Source organism: Cupriavidus sp. Agwp_2, from assembly GCF_040784895.1.
Taxonomy (GTDB): Bacteria; Pseudomonadota; Gammaproteobacteria; order Burkholderiales; family Burkholderiaceae; genus Cupriavidus.
Map to the genome: position 1 here is coordinate 455,585 of NZ_CP088085.1, position 16,100 is coordinate 471,684.

Below are 16,100 nucleotides of genomic sequence, written 5' to 3' on the forward strand. Positions count from 1 at the left end.
ACCCGAGACAATCTGGGGCCGTTTGATGCAAAACAAACCGCAATTGGCCCGGCTTGCCACAGTAAGAACATCCGGTGCGCACCGCGCGCCGCCCTCCCTGGAGACCGTGATGACCAACATCAAGCGCTACGACCCGTTTTCAATCGAACCGCTCGGCGATCTGCTGCAGAGCATGCTACGCAACTGGCGGATTGCGCCTGACACAGAACTGCCGTTCAAGGTCGACGTGGCCGAGTCCGAGAGCAGCTTCACCATTACCGCCGACCTGCCGGGCGTGAAGAAGGAAGACATCAACGTCAGCGTAGACCGTGGGACCGTGATGATCTCCGCCAAGCTCGAGAAGGCTTCCGAGGTGAAGGAAGGCGACCGCGTGATCCGCCAGGAGCGCTACAGCGGCTCGGTGCAGCGCGCCTTTACGCTGGACGGGAACATCGACACGGAAAAGATCGATGCCAGCTTCCAGGACGGCGTGCTGCGCCTGGTGCTGCCCAAGAAGGAAAGCTCGACCCAGCAACGCATTACCGTACGTTAGGCGAGTGCGCCGAAAAGGAGACCGGGATGCTAGTCCAGGATATCTGCTCAGCGAAAGCCGTGCATGTCCCGCTGTCCTGCACCCTGCAGGAAGCTGCCGTACAGATGCGGGACCGCCACGTCGGTGCGCTGATCGTGACAGAGAATTCACCGGCCGGGACGCGCGCGGTCGGCATGGTCACGGACCGGGACATCGTCATCGGTGCGACGGCCACCAGTGCGGACCCATGCCAGACCGACGTGGTCGAGGTGATGACCCGTGGTCTGGTGGGGATCCAACGGGATGCCGTCGTCGCCGACGCAATGCAGTTGATGCTGACGCACGGCGTAAGGCGCCTGGCGGTGCTGGATGGCGAGGCAGTGATCGGGGTGATTGCGCTCGATGACCTGTTCGCCGCCCTCGCAACCGACTGGGGCATGCTGTTTTCGCTCGTGCGCAAGGAGCAGGAGCGAGAGCGTTCCGGCAGCGCGCCGACCCGGTTACACACTTGACCACCAATGCGTTTTTTGACCCCGCACCCGGTGCCCTTTTCGGCGCCGGGCTCATGCAGAGGTAAAGCATGAAATCAGATCATCAGATCCAGAAGGACGTCGCCGAGGAACTCGACTGGGACCCGGCGATTGATGCGGCGTCCATCGGCGTCGAGGTCCATGAGGGGATCGTCACGCTGAACGGGCACCTGTCCAGCTATGCGGAGAAGCTCGCCGCCGAGCGCGCCACGGAACGCGTCTCAGGCGTACGCGCGGTCGTCGTCAAGCTCGACGTGCATCCGCCCGGCGCCTTCCTCGACGAAGCCATTGCCGAGGCGGCTCGCGAGGCGTTGCAATGGCACGTACATGTGCCCTCGGATGTCATCAAGGTTCGCGTCGAGCGCGGCTGGGTCACGCTGTCGGGCAACGTCGAATGGGGCTACCAGAAGAACCTGGCCGAACGCACGGTCAGCCAGTTACGTGCGTGATCGGCGTCGTCAACAACATCCGGATGAATGAGAAGACCGCGCCCCCCGATGTGGAGAGTCGCATCGAAGAGGCGCTGCGCCGCCATGCCGTGCGCGAGGCCCACCATATCAGCGTCAAGGTCGAGAATGGCACCGCCACGCTGAGCGGCCACGTGGATTCCCTGGCCGACCGCCGCGCGGCCATCGGTGCCGTATGGTCGGCGCCGGGCATCTCGGCGGTCATCGATCAGCTGGAAACGCGGCCGTGACGCCGATGCCGCGTGTCCGCGCCGGCACGCACGGAGCAGGCGGCACGCGCCGCCATCGCGCCCGAGGGCGCAAGGCAAACAGGAGGCAACCGACATGAAAGGCGATATCCAGCTCAAGCAGCACGTGGTCGAGGAACTGGCCTGGGACCCGGCCGTCGATGCCGCGGAGGTCGGCGTCCAGGTCAACGACGGCGTGGTGACGCTGACCGGCCATCTCACCAGCCATGCCGCCAAGTACGCCGCCGAAGAGGCCGTCAGGCGCGTGCCCGGTGTGAAAGGCCTGGCCGTCGAAATCGATGTGCGCCTGCCCGATGACGCGCAGCGCACGGACGCCGACATCGCACGCGCCGCGAGCAACATCCTGGCGTGGACCTCGGTGCTGCCCGCGGATCGCACCCAGGTGATGGTCGAGGACGGCTGCGTCACGCTGACCGGCACGGTCGACTGGAACTACCAGCGTCTGGCCGCGGAGCGCGCGGTGGCCGGCCTCTACGGCGTGGTCAGCGTAGCCAACGCCATCGTGGTCCAGCCCGCGATCGCGGCCCACGACGTGAAGGAGCGGATCGCCAGGGCCATCGAGCGCCAGGCGGCGGACGACGCGACCCATGTCACCGTCGACGTTAAGGACGGCGTGGTGACGCTGCGCGGGAGCCTGCGCAGCTGGGCCGAGCGCGAGGCCGCGTTCGAAGCCGCCTGGGCGGCGCCGGGGGTCAGCGAGGTGTCGAACATCATCCAGGTGAATCTCTGACCTCCCGACAGGGCCCAGGACGCCGGGGCTGCCGGCGGTTGCCATGAGAGCCAGCCATGACTGTTCGTAACCTCGATGCCCTGTTCCGTCCGCGCTCGGTCGCGCTCATCGGCGCGACGCTGCGGCCGCATAGCGTGGGGGCAACCGTGCTGGAGAACCTGTCCGCGGGCGCCTTTGCCGGCCAGCTGTACCTGGTCAATCCGAAGTATGCGACGCTGGCGGGCCAACCCTGTTACGCGCGCGTCGGCGCGTTGCCGGCACCGCCGGACCTCGCGGTGCTGTGCACGCCTGCGCCCACCATCCCGGGGCTCATCGCCGAGCTTGGCGCCGCCGGCACGCGCGCGGCCATCGTGCTGACCTCCGGCTTCGAGGGTCCCGAGGACAGCGCCGGAGGCGCCCTGCGGCAAGCCATGCTGGACGCGGCGCGGCCCCATCTGCTCAGGATTCTCGGGCCGAACTGTGTCGGGCTGATCGCTTCGGGGGTCGGCCTCAATGCCAGCTTCGCACCCGGCACGGCCCGGCAAGGCAAGCTGGCATTCGCCACGCAATCCGGCGCGCTGGCCACCGCCGTGCTGGATTGGTCGCGCTCGCGGCAGATCGGGTTTTCCCATTTCATCTCGCTGGGCAACAGTGCCGATGTGGACGCCGCCGACGTGCTCGACTACCTTGCCGGCGACGCCGAGACGCATGCCATCCTGCTCTACGTGGAGGCGATCCGCCACGGCGCCAAGTTCATGTCCGCGGCGCGCGCCGCCGCCCGCAATAAGCCGGTGCTGATCGTGAAGGGCGGGCGCTCGGCGCAGGCTGCACGCGCCGCAGCGTCCCATACCGGGGCCATGGCCGGTGCCGATGACGTCTACGACGCCGCCATCCGGCGTGCCGGCATGCTGCGCGTGGACAGCACCGAGGGCCTGTTCGACGCCGTCGAGATGCTTGCCCGCATGCGCGGGCTGCGTGGCGAGCGCCTCGCCATCCTGACCAATGGCGGCGGCGCCGGCGTGATGGCGACGGATGCGCTGGCGGATGCCGGCGGGACCCTGGCCCGGCTGTCAGACCAGACCCTGGCCCGGCTGGACTCCGTGCTGCCCGCCACCTGGCCGCGCGCGAATCCGGTCGACATCATCGGCGACGCGCCCGTCGAGCGCTACCTGCAGGCCTACGCCATCCTCTGCGAGGCGCCCGAGGTTGACGCTGTGTTGATGATCCATGCGCCCACGGCCATCGTGCCGGCCGCCCAGATCGCGGCCGCGATCGTCAGCGCGCCGTCGGGCGGCAAGCCGCTGCTGACCGCATGGCTCGGGGCGGATGCCGTGCAGCAGGCACGCCGCTTGTGCCAGCATGCCGGCGTGCCAACCTTCGACACCCCGGAGCGGGCAGTGCGCGGCTTCCTGCAGGCCTGCGAATACCACAGGAACCAGCAATTGCTGATGCGCACGCCGCCCGCAGACGGCACGTACACGCCGGCTGACAAGGACCAGGTGCGCACAATCATCGGCAATGCCCTCCGCGCCGGCAGGGAGTTGCTGACCGAGCCGGAGGCCAAGGCCGCGCTGGCCGCCTATGGCGTCCCCGTGGTCGCAACCCGGACCGCGGCAAGCGTCGATGAGGCTGTCGACCAGGCCACACGGATCGGCTATCCGGTAGTGCTCAAGATCCTGTCCCCGGACATCACGCACAAGTCTGCCGCGGGCGGCGTTGCACTGGACCTCGCCGACGCCGCTGCGGTGCGCAGCGCTGGCAGCGCCATGCTCGAGCGGATCTGGCAGCAAGCCCCGGAAGCACGGGTGGAAGGCTTTACCGTCCAGCCGATGGTCCGGCACGGCGATGGCTTCGAGTTGATCGTCGGCGCCGCCACCGATCCCGTGTTCGGCCCCGTCTTGTTGTTCGGCCATGGCGGCGTCAACACCGAACGCATTGGCGACCATGCGGTTGCGCTGCCACCGCTCGACGCGCTACTCGCGCAAGATTTGGTGTCGCGCACCCGCATCGGGCGCCTGCTGGAAGGCTGGCACGGACACTCGGGCGTCGACGGGGACGGCTTGCTCCAGGTACTGGTACAGGTATCACGCCTGGTCTGCGATATTCCCGAGATCTCGGAACTTGATATCAATCCCCTCCTGGCGAGCGCGGCAGGCGTCATCGCGCTCGATGCCCGCATCGCCGTCAAGGTGCCGGCGTCGGGTACGCGCCTGCGGCTGGCCATCCAGCCCTATCCGGAGGCGCTCGAGGAATGCGTCGAGCAGGACGGCCGCACCGTCGTGCTTCGGCCCGTGCGCCCGGCCGACGAAGCGGCCTACCAGGCTTACTTCCGCCAGCTGACGCCGGAAGATATCCATGCACGCTACTTCTGCACGTTCCGCGAGCCGGTACACAGCCAGCTGGCACGACTCACGCAGATCGACTACGCGCGGGAGATGGCGTTCATCGCGACGACTACCGATGCGTGTGGTCAAACTTCCATCTTGGGAGAGGTCCGGGCGGTTGCCGATCCGGACAATCTCCAGGCGGAGTTCGGCATCGCCGTGCGCTCGGACTGCAAGGGACAAGGACTGGGAAAGCTGCTGCTCGAGAAGATGATCCGCTACGCGCGCGTAAAGGGCATCGGCGCGCTGGTGGGCTGCACCATGCAGCACAACCGGGCCATGCTGACGCTGGCGCGCGCCTGCGGCTTCAGGTCGAGCATCGCGGCGGGCGCCGAGGGTGTCAGTCTGCACCTTGCGCTGCACGAGGAGAATGCCGGCGTTCACACGCAGGGTTGAGGCATCGCAATTGGCGCGCGCGGCGGGCGGCCTACGCCTGGTAGCAGGCGAGCAGGCTGCTCGTTGCCTGTAAGCGTCCCCTGGGGCAGTCGGCGGCAGGCTTGCTCGCATTCATAAACCCGTTGCGGAACTGTCCCACCATGAACCTTCAACGTGTCTTTGGCTGCCGGACCCTGCTGCTGGCGGCCCTGCTCTGCGCCGGCACCGCGCAGCGCTGGCCCAGCCCGAGCCGTCGCCTGCCGCGCCGCGGCCCCGCGAGGCAGTCCGCGGCGCAGACCTGCTCACCGAGCCGGAGCATGCCGACATTTGCGCAAGACTGCGCAGCGCCACGTCCGCGCAGGAGCGCCAGGCGATCATGCAGCGCACTCACGACCTGATCGCGTCACGCTGCGCCACGGCGGGTCTGACAACCGGCGTATGGGGATGAACAACCGCGTTGGCAGCCGGTACGGCAGGACTGCAGTCCGCGCGCGGCGGGAGCAACCGCGGCGGATGGCATGCCGGCGCCCGGGACGCCGATGGCGTTCGCTACCTGACCGGCGGTGTCGGTCAGGATGAGGCGGCTTACCTGCGCAAGCCAGCGGCGACTACAGCCTGCGGCTCACTTTCACCGGAATCGGCGGTCAATACCTCGCTGGTGTCGGCACGCATATCTATGACAGCCGCGGCAGCGCTTCGCTGCCGTGTCCGATGGTCCGTTCCTGTTCGTCAAGCTGCCGCCAGGCCGCTATCGCGTCGACGCCAGCGCGGATGGCAAGGAGCGCGAGCAGACGCTGGTGGTGCCGGCCAAGGGCGGCGTGTCCAGCACGATGCGCTGGACACCTGCCTCATAGCCATTGGTTCCAGTCTGGGCCGGTTGGCGGCGTATCCACCAGTTGATCCGGATGCCTGCGAGCCCACCGCCGCGAGCAGGCAATGGCAACGCGAATTGCCATGCCTTCGTCATGGCCGCTTGCGAGCAAGGCGTTGGCAACTTCGGCGCACTGCCGGCGGTAGCCGCTTCATGGACGCGGGATATCGGTCAGCATTCCAAGGCATCGCAGGCTCCCCTTCAGCCCGGTGGCGGCAACGGCCTCAGCGTTTCCCCGGCGGTGCCGCGCACACGAGGCCCATGTCTCAGGTCCCGCCGCGGTAGCAGCCCTCGGTGCCACCGCCCTGCGCACGCCGCATTGCCTGGCGCGGGTTCCCCGTCCGCGCCGGCGCGACGAGGGAATCCCCTGGAAGGCGCAGCAGAAGCGACGGTCCGGTGCCATCCGGGCGCACGCGCACGGTTCGGCATTCGATCGCGCCTGCGGAGCGGACCAGCGCGCGATAGTCGCCTGGCGGCAGTCGCAGGTACAGTAGCGGCCCTTCGCTCAGCACCAGCAGCACAATTTCGCGCCGAGCGTCGAACAGTGTCACGGTGACGTCAGACAAGCTGCTACCGTCGGCTTCGTTCACAAAGTGCATATGGACGTTGAAGCGCCCGGCAATGCTGCGCATCGCCGCCACCTGGTCCACGCCGATCCCGCCGGAAACGTAGTAGATGCCGTTCATGTGCTGAACCGCCGGCGCCGCCGGAACCGCGGGCGACTCCTGCGAAGCAGCGCCCGCGGGGATGGCAACGAATAGGCCCGGGCAGAGCAGGCAGACGGCAAGCGCAATCGCGCGCATGGGAATCTCCTGAGACAAGCCGGTAGCCGACAAGGGTCGGTTGCGCCGGTGATGCCATCCAGAGTAGGTGCGCACGCGAGCGTGATCTTGGGCTACATCAAGGCACGGCCACATCCGTCATCGACGACCCGATGCCACCCGCCGGCTTGCTTGCCGGAGCTGTCGTACTGCGCGGCCAAGCCAACACGACGTGGGCGCGCATGTCAGGGATCCCTGACAGCACCTTCTGGCGAGCTGACGCCACTCTCAGCCGCCCCTTATTTGCCGCAGCCAGTGCGGCAGACGATACTGGGGCCATGCCAGATCGCAATCAAGCCAATCTCCTCACCGTGTACCTGCTCGAGCATGTCAATGCGATTCGAACCAGGCAGCTCGGTTTGCTCGGTCGAATGACTGCCATCCGTGTCGCGGGTTCGGGCCTCAGCGCTGCCACGGAACTGGCCGGGCTGATGCGTCTTCGCCCGGACGTCGTCCTGATCAGCCTAGGCACCGGTTATGCTCATGCACTCCTGGAGGTCAGGACGCTGAGGTCGACGCTGCCGGATACGATTGTGATCGTGCTGGCCGATAACCTCGGCCCGCCTCTGCGCCGCGCTTGCCTGAAGGCAGGCGGGAGCTACTGCTTCGACAAGACGCTGGAACTCGATGCACTGCGCCTGGTCTTGGCCGGGCTGGCGGCGACCTTGCGGCCATAGCATGCCGGCGGCGCCCGGCGCGGTGATGTAGCGTTACAGGTCCGCGTCGTCGTCGAACAGATGATTGCGCATGGCATAGCGCAACAGCATGGCCTCATTGGGCATCTGCATTTTTTCCATCAGCCGCATCTTGTAGGTGCTCACGGTCTTGGCGCTGACGCACAGTGCCGTGGCGATCGCCGTGATGGGCTCGCCCAGCACCAGCCGCCGATACACTTCCAGCTCGCGATCCGACAGCCTCAGGTGCGGCAGGTCGTCGGTCTGATCCTTCAGCCCGCTTGCCAGCTTCGTGGCAATCGACTGGCTCACATAGGTGCCGCCCCGGGCTATCTGCCCGATGGCTGACACCAGTTCCGTGGCCGCGCTTTCCTTGGTCAGATAGCCTGCTGCGCCGGCCTGGAACGCGCGGACGATGTATTGCTCCTCCGCATGCATGGTCAGGACCAGGATACGCAAGGCCGGGTGCTCGCCGCGCAGCAAGCGGATCAATTCCAGCCCGTTCCTGCCAGGCATGGAAAGGTCAAGCAGGAGCACCTGCGGGGTGCATTCCCGTACCATCCTGGGCACTTGCGTACCATCGGCCGCCTCGCCGACCACCTCAAACACACCGGCCCGTTCCAGGATATGCCGCAGGCCGTCCCGCACCACGGCATGGTCATCCGCAATCATCACCCGGGTCATGCACGCTCTCCCTGCTCACGCGGAAATCGCACGACCAAGCGAAAGCCGTCGTCGGGCGAACTCTCGACAAGGACGTCGCCGCCCAGTAGCCGTGCGCGCTCGCGAATTCCCAGCAATCCCAGCGATTTGCGCTGACCAGCGCGCGCTGGCCGCTCCTTCAAGCCAGTGCCGTTGTCATGTATCTCGATCCGCAAGTTGGGCCCTTCCCTGCCAATGGAAACGGTTGCCCTGCTGGCCTCGGCGTGCCGAACCACGTTGCTGAGCGCCTCCTGGACGATGCGGAATGCGGCGACGGCGATCTTTTCCGGCACCTCGTCGTCCGCGGCGACCACCGATACGGCGAGCCCATACCGGTTCGAGAAATCGTTGGCCAGCCATTCGATCGCTGGCACCATGCCCAATTCGTCCAGCAACGCGGGACGCAGATCCGTGGCAATGCGCCGCACCGACGCTACCGTGTCGTCGATCACGGTATGCATGGTTGCGATCTCCGCCGACAGGTTGGTGGCATCGCGGCCTTCCAGCACGTCGGCCTCCAGCATGGCGAGATCCATCTTCAAGGCACTGAGGCGCTGACCCAGATCATCGTGCAGTTCACGGGCGATGCGGCGTTTCTCCTCTTCCCGCGCGGTGAGGATGCCATCAGAGAGCTGTTCCAGCTCTTCGCGGGAGCGGCGTAAGGCCTCCTCGGCCCGTACCCGCTCGGTGGTATCGCGCAGCATCACGGTATAGAGCTTGCCGCCGCGGTCCGAGGTCTGCGAGATTGACGCTTCAATCGAGAACTCGCTGCCGTCACGGCGTAGCGCATGCAGCATGCGTTGTCTGCCCATCTGGCGCTCCGATACGCCCGTGACGCCAAAGCGGCGCACGTGCTCTTCATGGACAGCGCGGAAGCGCTGCGGGATGAAGTCGCTGAGTTTGCGCCCGATCGCGTCAGCTGCCGTCCAGCCGAATAGCGTCTCCGCCATGGGATTGAACAACAGGACGCGCTGTTCGCTGTCCACTGTGATGATTGCCTCCATCGAGGACCGGATAATGCCGGCCAGCCGTGCCTCGCTTTCGGCCACCCGCTGGAGGTTGTCTGCGGCGGTCAGCCTGAGCTTGCGCATCCGGATCAGATAAAGCCCCAGCAGCAGACCGCTGCCTGCGCCCAGGACAGGCACCATTGGCGCCAACACCAGCGCGCGGTAGCGCTCCATGGCAGCTTGCAACAAGTATGCCAGCCCAACACAAGCCAGCACGACGCTCAGTCCGAGGGCGATGTCCGCAAGCCGCCATGCAGGAGACGGACTGGCTTGGCGGCTCGGCTGCGGATCGAGTGAAGACGCCTTCAGGGGCATGCTCTCCTCTCTGTTACCTTGCCAATGGACTATAGAGTTTGTGCGCGGAAAGGCAACGGCGCTGTGCTCGATGCGGATCAAAACCGGAATTTCGCCGTTGCCGACAACGTCGGAGCCACAACATGTGCCGACACCGGCTGAGTAACGCACATCAGAAATTAGCTCAGGAAACGGCTCGGGTATGTCGGCGAACCAACGTTCGGCCTGGCAAGCAATGTGCCGGCCGAACGAAGCGCCTGCGGCCAGGCAGTGCGCTGCCAGTGCCCCCACGGGCAGCGCGCACTCGTCAGTGTGACATGAAGACTGGCAAAGACGACTGGCGCAGCAGGGCCCGGGTGGTGCCACCCAGCACAAGCTCCCTCAGCCGGGAGCGGCCATAGCCGCCGGCGACCAGCAGGTCGGCTTGTACCTTGTCCGCAAGTTGCGGCAGAACGTGGTCAGGGTCGCCCTCCCCGACCAGGAGATTGGCATTGATGCCATGGCTGGCCAGCCACGCGGTTAGCCGGTTCCCACTGTCACGGTAACTTTGTTCCTCTATGGCAGCAGCATACTTGCCTGCGCTGACCACCAGGACGGAAACAGCACTGGCACGCGCGAGCCACAGCAATGCGTCCGCTACCGCCCTCGCGGCCTCTCTGCCGCCGTTCCATGCAATGGCGACATGGCCACCAAAGCGAGGTCCGGACGCGCCCGGCACCAGCAAGATGGGCCGGCCGGCATTGAGCATCGCATACTCCGCAACCCCGGCCAGCAGCGCTGGGACATCGGCATCCGCCGACGGCGGTGCGGGCAGGATAAGATCGGCGAAACGGCCCTCGTCGGCAAGCGCCCAGCCGGACTCGGCGTCAATAACGATATGCCGGGTGGGAATGTCCGGCGCCACTTGCCTAGTCAGCGTGTCGAGGGCTTCCTTGTGACCGGCAACCAGTTTGTGCAGCTGGCTGGCGGCAAGCGCCGCGTATTGTCCGGCTTCTTCGCCCGCCCCGCGAAACGGCTCCAGGTTAGTTCCAGTTGCAGTCAGTCCGACCACGCTGCCGCCAGATTCCGCGGCAACCCGTGCGGCCGTTTCAATGCGTGCCGACCGGGCTGAATCTTCGCTGAGGTCGACGAGGATGGTTCTAAAGTCCATGACGTGATTCCGTGGTTTGACCGACGTGACAAAAAATGCATAGGGCAGGCGCCGGGCTGGATCAATCGAGCGGGTAGGAGCGACGATATTCCGGCATAGTGACTGCCCAGCGCAGGTCGCGCTCGATGAGCTGGCGAAGCGCGTCGCTTGCCTGTGGCTCGCCGTGGACGACAAACGTACGCCGCGGCGCCTGGTGAAAGCCGCCAAGCCATGTCATGAGTTCCGCGGCATCGGCATGTGCGGACATGTTCTCGACCTGCTCCACCGACGCATGCACGGCGATGTCCTTACCATGGACGCGAATGTCGCGCCGGCCTGCGGCCAGCGCTGCGCCGCGCGTACCCGCCGCCTGGAAGCCGGAAAGCAGGATGGCATTGCGAGGGTTCGGACCGTAGGCGGCAAGATGGTGGACCACGCGACCACCGGTAGCCATGCCGCTGCCAGCCAGGATGATCTTGGGACTTCGGTCGTGGTTCAGCCAGATCGACTGCTCCATGCTCTGCACCGGGATGGCGAGGTTGCAGGCTGCGGCGCACTCTTCGCGGCTGATGCGCAGTTCTTCCGGATGCAGCGAGAAAATCATGGTCGCATCGATGGCCATCGGGCTGTTGAGGTACACCGACACGTCGGGGATTCGCTTGAGCTCGCGCAGGCGGTGCAGGCAGTAAAGCAGGCTCTGCGTGCGCCCCACCGCGAAAGCGGGGATGATCAAACTGCCGCCGCGGCCAATTGTCCGGCTGACTATCTCGCCGAGCACATCGAGTGGGTCGTCGTCCGGATGCCGCCGGTCGCCGTAGGTGGACTCCACCAGCAGGTAATCCGCCTGACGCACCATTTCCGGCGCGCGCATGACGACGTCCTGCTGCCGCCCGAGGTCGCCTGAGAAGACGATGCGCTTGCCGTCGACGAACAACGTGACAATAGCTGCCCCGATGATATGTCCGGCCCGGGCAAACTCGGCCTCGATGCCGGGCGCTACCTGGAAGCGCTTGCCGAACTGCATCGGCTGGAGTCGCCGCATTGCTCGTTCAGCGTCGGCGGCCGTGTAAAGGGGCAATGCGGGGCGATGACGCGAAAAACCCTTGCGGTTCGCGTAATCGGCGTCTTCTTCCGCCAGGTGGGCGCTGTCTGGCAGCAGGATGCCGCACAGCTGCGCGGTGCCCATTGTGCAGTACACGCTGCCGCGGAAGCCGTTCCGCACCAGCAGGGGCAAATACCCGCTGTGGTCGATGTGGGCATGGGTCAGCACCACGGCGTCGAGCTTGGCCGGATCGAGCGGCAGTGGGTCCCAATTGCGCAGGCGCAGGGTCTTGTATCCCTGGAACAGGCCACAGTCGACCATGACCTGTTGACTGCCGGTATCGAGCAGGTACTTGGAGCCGGTGACCGTATCGGTCGCGCCGAGGAATTGCAGTTGCATGCTGGTGTCCTTTGACGCTTGCGCGAAGCCGTTGGTCCCGCCACGGGTGCCGCTGGCCGATACAGCCAGTCTAGGTGGGGGAACCGAGTGGTGGTTGATACGGATCAATCATGCGGACATGCGAATACCTACGCTTGAACAGTGTCCCGCCCCGCCCGCCCCACGTGGCGTCCACGCAGGGCCAACAGCAGTGCGCACCGTGGCTCCGCGCGGAGCAGATCTTGGGAAACGTCATGCAAAATCGCTCCAACGCGTTGCAAAAGGCCTGCCCCCAACCCAGGATTTCATCGTCCCGCGTCCGGCGTTGAGCCATGTCAACCCGAATTCACCATCACCATCTACTCTGATTAGAGCGAATCTTAAGATGGGACTTGGGTCGATCCTTCTCAGGAGACATCTCATGTATAAGCGCATCTTGCTTGCCGTGGACGGCAGCCGCTCCTCCGACCTGGCGCTCAGCCAGGCGATCGCCATCGGCCGGGCCACCAATGCCGAAGTCAAAGTGCTGTACGTGGTGGACGACAGCGACATCTATTTCGGGACGGGCTCTTTCGACCCGCACGAACTGGTCAGAGAACTGGTCTCTCATGGCCGCAAGGCATTGGATGCGGCCACTGCCCGCCTTAGCGAAGCCGGTATCCGCTGCAACGCACAACTGGACGAGAAGCCCTTGGCCCCAGGCCGGATCTCGACGACCATCGTCAACGAAGCAAACACCTGGAATGCCGACATGATCGTTTTGGGGACCCATGGCCGGCGCGGCGTTAGGCGCGTGCTGATGGGCAGCGTGTCAGAAGGCGTCCTTGCGCAGACCACCAAGCCGGTGCTGCTGGTCCGTAGCGAGATCGAAGGCTGATTGCGCCATGCCGCCGACCATGCGAGCGATGCTGTTCGAGGGGGCGGGGCTGCCCTTGCGCCTGCTGGACGTCACAGTGCCCGAGCCAGGGCCGGGCGAGGTCCGCATTACCGTGGCCGCCTGCGGCGTGTGCCGCACCGATCTGCATATCGCCGACGGCGACCTGCGCTATCCCAAGCCTGCGCTCATTCCGGGGCACGAGATCGTCGGCACGGTCGAATCGTGTGGCACCGGTGTCACCGCGTTCAGGCAGGGCGACCGTGTCGGCGTGCCATGGCTGGGCCATACCTGCGGACAGTGCAGCTACTGCGTGCGACATCACGAGAATCTCTGCGACGCGCCGCAGTTCACCGGCTACACGCGTGACGGCGGCTACGCGGAGTACGTGGTGGCCGACAGCCGCTACTGCTTCAGCATTCCCGCCGCCTATGACAACGAGCACGCCGCCCCACTGCTCTGTGCCGGCCTGATCGGCTACCGCACGCTGCGAATGGCGGGTGAAGCGCGCCGCATCGGCATCTACGGCTTTGGTGCGGCAGCCCACCTGGTGACGCAAATCGCCGTGGCGCAGGGCCGGGAGGTCTATGCCTTCACCCGCACGGGCGACAGCGCTGCCCAGCAGTTGGCACACCAGTCTGGCGCATGCTGGGCCGGCGCCAGCGACCTCGATGCACCGGTACCGCTGGACGCGGCACTGATCTTTGCCCCCGTGGGCGCGCTGGTGCCGCGTGCGCTGCGCGCCATCGACAAAGGCGGCATCGTCGTCTGCGGCGGCATCCATATGAGCGACATCCCGGCTATGCCCTACCAGTTGCTGTGGGAAGAGCGACGGCTGTGCTCCGTGGCCAACCTCACTCGGGCCGATGGCGACGCGTTGATGGCGATCGCGGCCCACACGCCGCTACAGACCCATATCACCACCTATCCGCTCGAACAGGCCAACGTTGCCTTGGTCGACCTGCGCGCGGGCCGCCTCGCCGGCGCCGCCGTCCTGACTATCCATCCCTGAGTCTTTTCCGCCGCCTGCAGCAGGGATGCCAGGGAGAACGCTTGATTTGGCTGAAGGCCGGCACGCAAGTGCCTAGCATGCACTCGTGGTTTCGTGTGCTTGGACGACCCGACAAGATTTCAGCCGACAAGCTTTCAGGAGAGGAACAAAAACCGCCGGCGTCTCCCTTTTCGGGAGGCTTTCAACGGCGCTTACCGACCACATTGAGAATGCGTTCGCCCTCTCTGGTCAGGCGAAATTGCCTCCGATCAGGTCTCGAGGTCTCGAGCTGCGCCAGCTGGCGCTCAACGAGTGCACTGATGTCAGCGGGGTCCAACTCGCGGGTATGTTCCGAATCGCTGAGAATCATCAGCGCTGCGAGCTCGTGGGGGCTTAGCATCTCTGTCTCCCGCAGAGGTTGACGATTACGCGTGCGGCGCTGCATGACGGAGCAGCATGGGCCACGCGTTGCAGCAACCGAATTTTAGGGGCCACTATGTCGGGTCGTGGCCCTGACTGCGGATCTTTTGAGGTAGGTCAAATCGGCATACCGTTTGGCCAAGGTTAGGTCCTGCCGCTCGCGAAAAGGAGGCTCGCGCTTGATGTACTGACGGCCCGGTCGACATAAGATTGCAGGCGAAGGGCGTTTACTAAACCACGTTTTTTCAGTTTCTGGTCTGCGCTGCCTGCCTACAGGTTGAGAAATAAGAGATTTGGCGCGGCGCAGCAGTCCGGCAAATCCGGATTGGGTGTGAGGACCGGCTGGTGCCGGTGGAGTGGCGCGCCGCTGAAGGCCTGCCGCTGGTAGCCGTCCAGCGCGAGCGCGGCTGGACGAGCTGCTGTTCGTGATCATCCTGGACTGACAGACCGATGCCGGCCATCCCCAGCGCAGGCTGGTTAAGCGAGATCGGCAGGCGCGTCATGCTCGCCTGGAATGGCAGCCGCGAATCCGCCCGGGCGATCCATGACGCCTCACGTCGATGAACGTCCCGGCGCTTTTCTCGCACTAGTCTTCTGCGCACAACAGGGCGATACCTCAGCCGTGCCTGGGCAGGCCACGCCCGTTGATCTGAAACAAGAGTCGATCTCGCCTGCCGCCTAGACTGATTTGTAGCTTCTGCGAGAGGGCGATCATGGCTTACGACAGCATCCTGGTGCATCTGGACAGCAATCCGCAGGCGCTGCAGCGGCTCGAAGTGGCGGGGCACATTGCCGCGGCTAACCAGTGCCCGCTGATCGGCATGTACGCCGGTTTCGTTCTCGATCCGGGCATCTACCTCACGGAGGGCGCGCAGCAATTTGTGGCGGACGACCTGGCCCGGCGCAACAAGGTCAGGGAAAACGTCCGGGTGCAGTTTCTTGCTGCGACTCAAGCACTGCCGGTGCGCGCCGAGTGGCGCGCGGCAGAGCGAGAGTCCGTGGTGACAGTGCTGCGCGAGGCTCGCGAGGCCGGACTGATCGTTGCCGGCCAGTACGACGCCGACAACACCGAAGGCCCGGTGGCTCGACAGCTGCTGGAATCGTTGCTGCTGGAGACCGGCCGTCCGACGCTGGTCGTGCCGTGCGCCGGCAAGTTTCCCACCGTGGGCACGCGGGTTATCGTCGCGTGGAATGGCAGCCGGGAGGCGGCGCGGGCGCTGCACGATGCTGTGCCGCTGATGGCCGGTGCCCAGGCGCACATTCTTTGCGCACACACTGCGGCCAAGGAGGCAAGAGCAGACGCCACCCCGGTCGGCCACGCCGCGCGTGTGCTGGAGCACCACGGCGTGGCCGTGGAAATCGAACACGGTCCCGGCGGTGCTGACCTGACCATCGGCGAGCTCCTGCTTTCGCGCGCGGCGGATTTTAATGCCGACCTGATCGTGATGGGGGCCTACGGATACGCTCGCATGCGCGAACTGGTGCTTGGCGGCGTCACGCGTACGCTTTTGGACTCCATGACGGTACCTGTGCTGTTCTCGCGCTGAAGCGAAGACAGCCCAGACTGGAACCGGTTACTGCCATGAAAGCGCTTCAACGGTCTCGCTATAGCGCCTGCCCTCAGCGATGCAGCGTCGGATTGCTTTTTTGCATCGTCTGCAGCGCTTGTGCCG

The 16,100-nt window shown here is 65.6% G+C and carries 14 protein-coding genes and 1 pseudogene; 10 read left to right on the forward strand and 5 right to left on the reverse strand.

Going from position 1 to position 16,100, the window contains the following annotated elements; translation table 11 throughout:
• The first annotated feature begins 109 nt into the window (after positions 1-109).
• The 6 genes and pseudogenes from LPA45_RS32410 to LPA45_RS32435 all read left to right on the forward strand — a co-directional run bounded on the left by LPA45_RS32410 (position 110) and on the right by LPA45_RS32435 (position 6,078).
• Entirely contained in the window at positions 110-532 is a 423-nt protein-coding gene (locus tag LPA45_RS32410) for an Hsp20/alpha crystallin family protein (RefSeq protein WP_116323490.1), read from the forward strand.
• 26 nt (positions 533-558) lie between these two features.
• The gene (locus LPA45_RS32415) at positions 559-1,023 is read left to right on the forward strand and encodes a cyclic nucleotide-binding/CBS domain-containing protein (RefSeq protein WP_317922312.1); all 465 of its coding nucleotides are present in this window, start codon (positions 559-561) and stop codon (positions 1,021-1,023) included.
• 68 nt (positions 1,024-1,091) lie between these two features.
• Positions 1,092-1,738: pseudogene (locus LPA45_RS32420) on the forward strand (BON domain-containing protein).
• Positions 1,739-1,832: 94 nt separating this feature from the next.
• Positions 1,833-2,486, forward strand: a complete 654-nt coding sequence (locus LPA45_RS32425) for a BON domain-containing protein (protein ID WP_116323492.1) — start codon at positions 1,833-1,835, stop codon at positions 2,484-2,486.
• Positions 2,487-2,542: 56 nt separating this feature from the next.
• Entirely contained in the window at positions 2,543-5,245 is a 2,703-nt protein-coding gene (locus LPA45_RS32430; RefSeq protein ID WP_317922310.1) for a bifunctional acetate--CoA ligase family protein/GNAT family N-acetyltransferase, read from the forward strand.
• Positions 5,246-5,928: 683 nt separating this feature from the next.
• Positions 5,929-6,078: a hypothetical protein gene (locus LPA45_RS32435; RefSeq protein ID WP_317922308.1), complete on the forward strand. Its 150-nt coding sequence runs from the start codon at positions 5,929-5,931 to the stop codon at positions 6,076-6,078.
• 283 nt (positions 6,079-6,361) lie between these two features.
• On the opposite strand, the gene LPA45_RS32440 is transcribed toward LPA45_RS32435, so the two are convergent.
• Positions 6,362-6,898, reverse strand: a complete 537-nt coding sequence (locus LPA45_RS32440; RefSeq protein ID WP_317922307.1) for a hypothetical protein — start codon at positions 6,896-6,898, stop codon at positions 6,362-6,364.
• A 296-nt stretch (positions 6,899-7,194) separates the two neighbouring features.
• Between LPA45_RS32440 and LPA45_RS32445 the strand changes: the two genes are divergently transcribed.
• Positions 7,195-7,593 (forward strand): response regulator transcription factor, encoded by a 399-nt coding sequence (locus tag LPA45_RS32445; RefSeq protein WP_116323495.1) that lies wholly within the window; start codon positions 7,195-7,197, stop codon positions 7,591-7,593.
• Between the two features lie 33 nt (positions 7,594-7,626).
• Here LPA45_RS32445 and LPA45_RS32450 read toward each other — a convergent pair whose 3' ends face one another.
• The 4 genes from LPA45_RS32450 to LPA45_RS32465 all read right to left on the reverse strand — a co-directional run bounded on the left by LPA45_RS32450 (position 7,627) and on the right by LPA45_RS32465 (position 12,163).
• Positions 7,627-8,274: a response regulator transcription factor gene (locus tag LPA45_RS32450; protein ID WP_116323496.1), complete on the reverse strand. Its 648-nt coding sequence runs from the start codon at positions 8,272-8,274 to the stop codon at positions 7,627-7,629.
• Entirely contained in the window at positions 8,271-9,614 is a 1,344-nt protein-coding gene (locus LPA45_RS32455) for a PAS domain-containing sensor histidine kinase (RefSeq protein ID WP_317922304.1), read from the reverse strand. Before LPA45_RS32455 ends, LPA45_RS32450 begins: the two co-directional genes overlap by 4 nt.
• 286 nt (positions 9,615-9,900) lie before the next feature.
• Complete coding sequence (locus tag LPA45_RS32460) at positions 9,901-10,743, reverse strand: universal stress protein (RefSeq protein WP_317922302.1); 843 nt, start codon at positions 10,741-10,743, stop codon at positions 9,901-9,903.
• A gap of 61 nt (positions 10,744-10,804) precedes the next feature.
• Positions 10,805-12,163: an MBL fold metallo-hydrolase RNA specificity domain-containing protein gene (locus LPA45_RS32465; RefSeq protein WP_317922338.1), complete on the reverse strand. Its 1,359-nt coding sequence runs from the start codon at positions 12,161-12,163 to the stop codon at positions 10,805-10,807.
• 400 nt (positions 12,164-12,563) lie between these two features.
• Between LPA45_RS32465 and LPA45_RS32470 the strand changes: the two genes are divergently transcribed.
• The 3 genes from LPA45_RS32470 (at position 12,564) to LPA45_RS32480 (ending at position 15,974) form a co-directional block, all read left to right on the forward strand.
• Positions 12,564-13,019 carry a universal stress protein gene (locus LPA45_RS32470; RefSeq protein ID WP_317922300.1) on the forward strand — a complete coding sequence of 152 codons (456 nt, stop codon included), beginning with the start codon at positions 12,564-12,566 and terminating at the stop codon, positions 13,017-13,019.
• A gap of 7 nt (positions 13,020-13,026) precedes the next feature.
• On the forward strand, positions 13,027-14,028 hold the full coding sequence (locus LPA45_RS32475; protein ID WP_317922298.1) for a zinc-dependent alcohol dehydrogenase family protein: 1,002 nt from the start codon (positions 13,027-13,029) through the stop codon (positions 14,026-14,028).
• A gap of 1,112 nt (positions 14,029-15,140) precedes the next feature.
• Positions 15,141-15,974 (forward strand): universal stress protein, encoded by an 834-nt coding sequence (locus LPA45_RS32480; RefSeq protein ID WP_317922296.1) that lies wholly within the window; start codon positions 15,141-15,143, stop codon positions 15,972-15,974.
• The last annotated feature ends 126 nt before the right edge of the window (positions 15,975-16,100 follow it).

Bases quoted from the DNA above. Each gene is read 5' to 3' on its own strand.
- LPA45_RS32410 (WP_116323490.1), top strand. From the start codon at position 110: ATGACCAACATCAAGCGCTACGACCCGTTTTCAATCGAACCGCTCGGC.
- LPA45_RS32415 (WP_317922312.1), top strand. From the start codon at position 559: ATGCTAGTCCAGGATATCTGCTCAGCGAAAGCCGTGCATGTCCCGCTG.
- LPA45_RS32425 (WP_116323492.1), top strand. From the start codon at position 1,833: ATGAAAGGCGATATCCAGCTCAAGCAGCACGTGGTCGAGGAACTGGCC.
- LPA45_RS32430 (WP_317922310.1), top strand. From the start codon at position 2,543: ATGACTGTTCGTAACCTCGATGCCCTGTTCCGTCCGCGCTCGGTCGCG.
- LPA45_RS32440 (WP_317922307.1), bottom strand. From the start codon at position 6,898: ATGCGCGCGATTGCGCTTGCCGTCTGCCTGCTCTGCCCGGGCCTATTC.
- LPA45_RS32445 (WP_116323495.1), top strand. From the start codon at position 7,195: ATGCCAGATCGCAATCAAGCCAATCTCCTCACCGTGTACCTGCTCGAG.
- LPA45_RS32450 (WP_116323496.1), bottom strand. From the start codon at position 8,274: ATGACCCGGGTGATGATTGCGGATGACCATGCCGTGGTGCGGGACGGC.
- LPA45_RS32455 (WP_317922304.1), bottom strand. From the start codon at position 9,614: ATGCCCCTGAAGGCGTCTTCACTCGATCCGCAGCCGAGCCGCCAAGCC.
- LPA45_RS32460 (WP_317922302.1), bottom strand. From the start codon at position 10,743: ATGGACTTTAGAACCATCCTCGTCGACCTCAGCGAAGATTCAGCCCGG.
- LPA45_RS32465 (WP_317922338.1), bottom strand. From the start codon at position 12,163: ATGCAACTGCAATTCCTCGGCGCGACCGATACGGTCACCGGCTCCAAG.
- LPA45_RS32470 (WP_317922300.1), top strand. From the start codon at position 12,564: ATGTATAAGCGCATCTTGCTTGCCGTGGACGGCAGCCGCTCCTCCGAC.
- LPA45_RS32475 (WP_317922298.1), top strand. From the start codon at position 13,027: ATGCCGCCGACCATGCGAGCGATGCTGTTCGAGGGGGCGGGGCTGCCC.
- LPA45_RS32480 (WP_317922296.1), top strand. From the start codon at position 15,141: ATGGCTTACGACAGCATCCTGGTGCATCTGGACAGCAATCCGCAGGCG.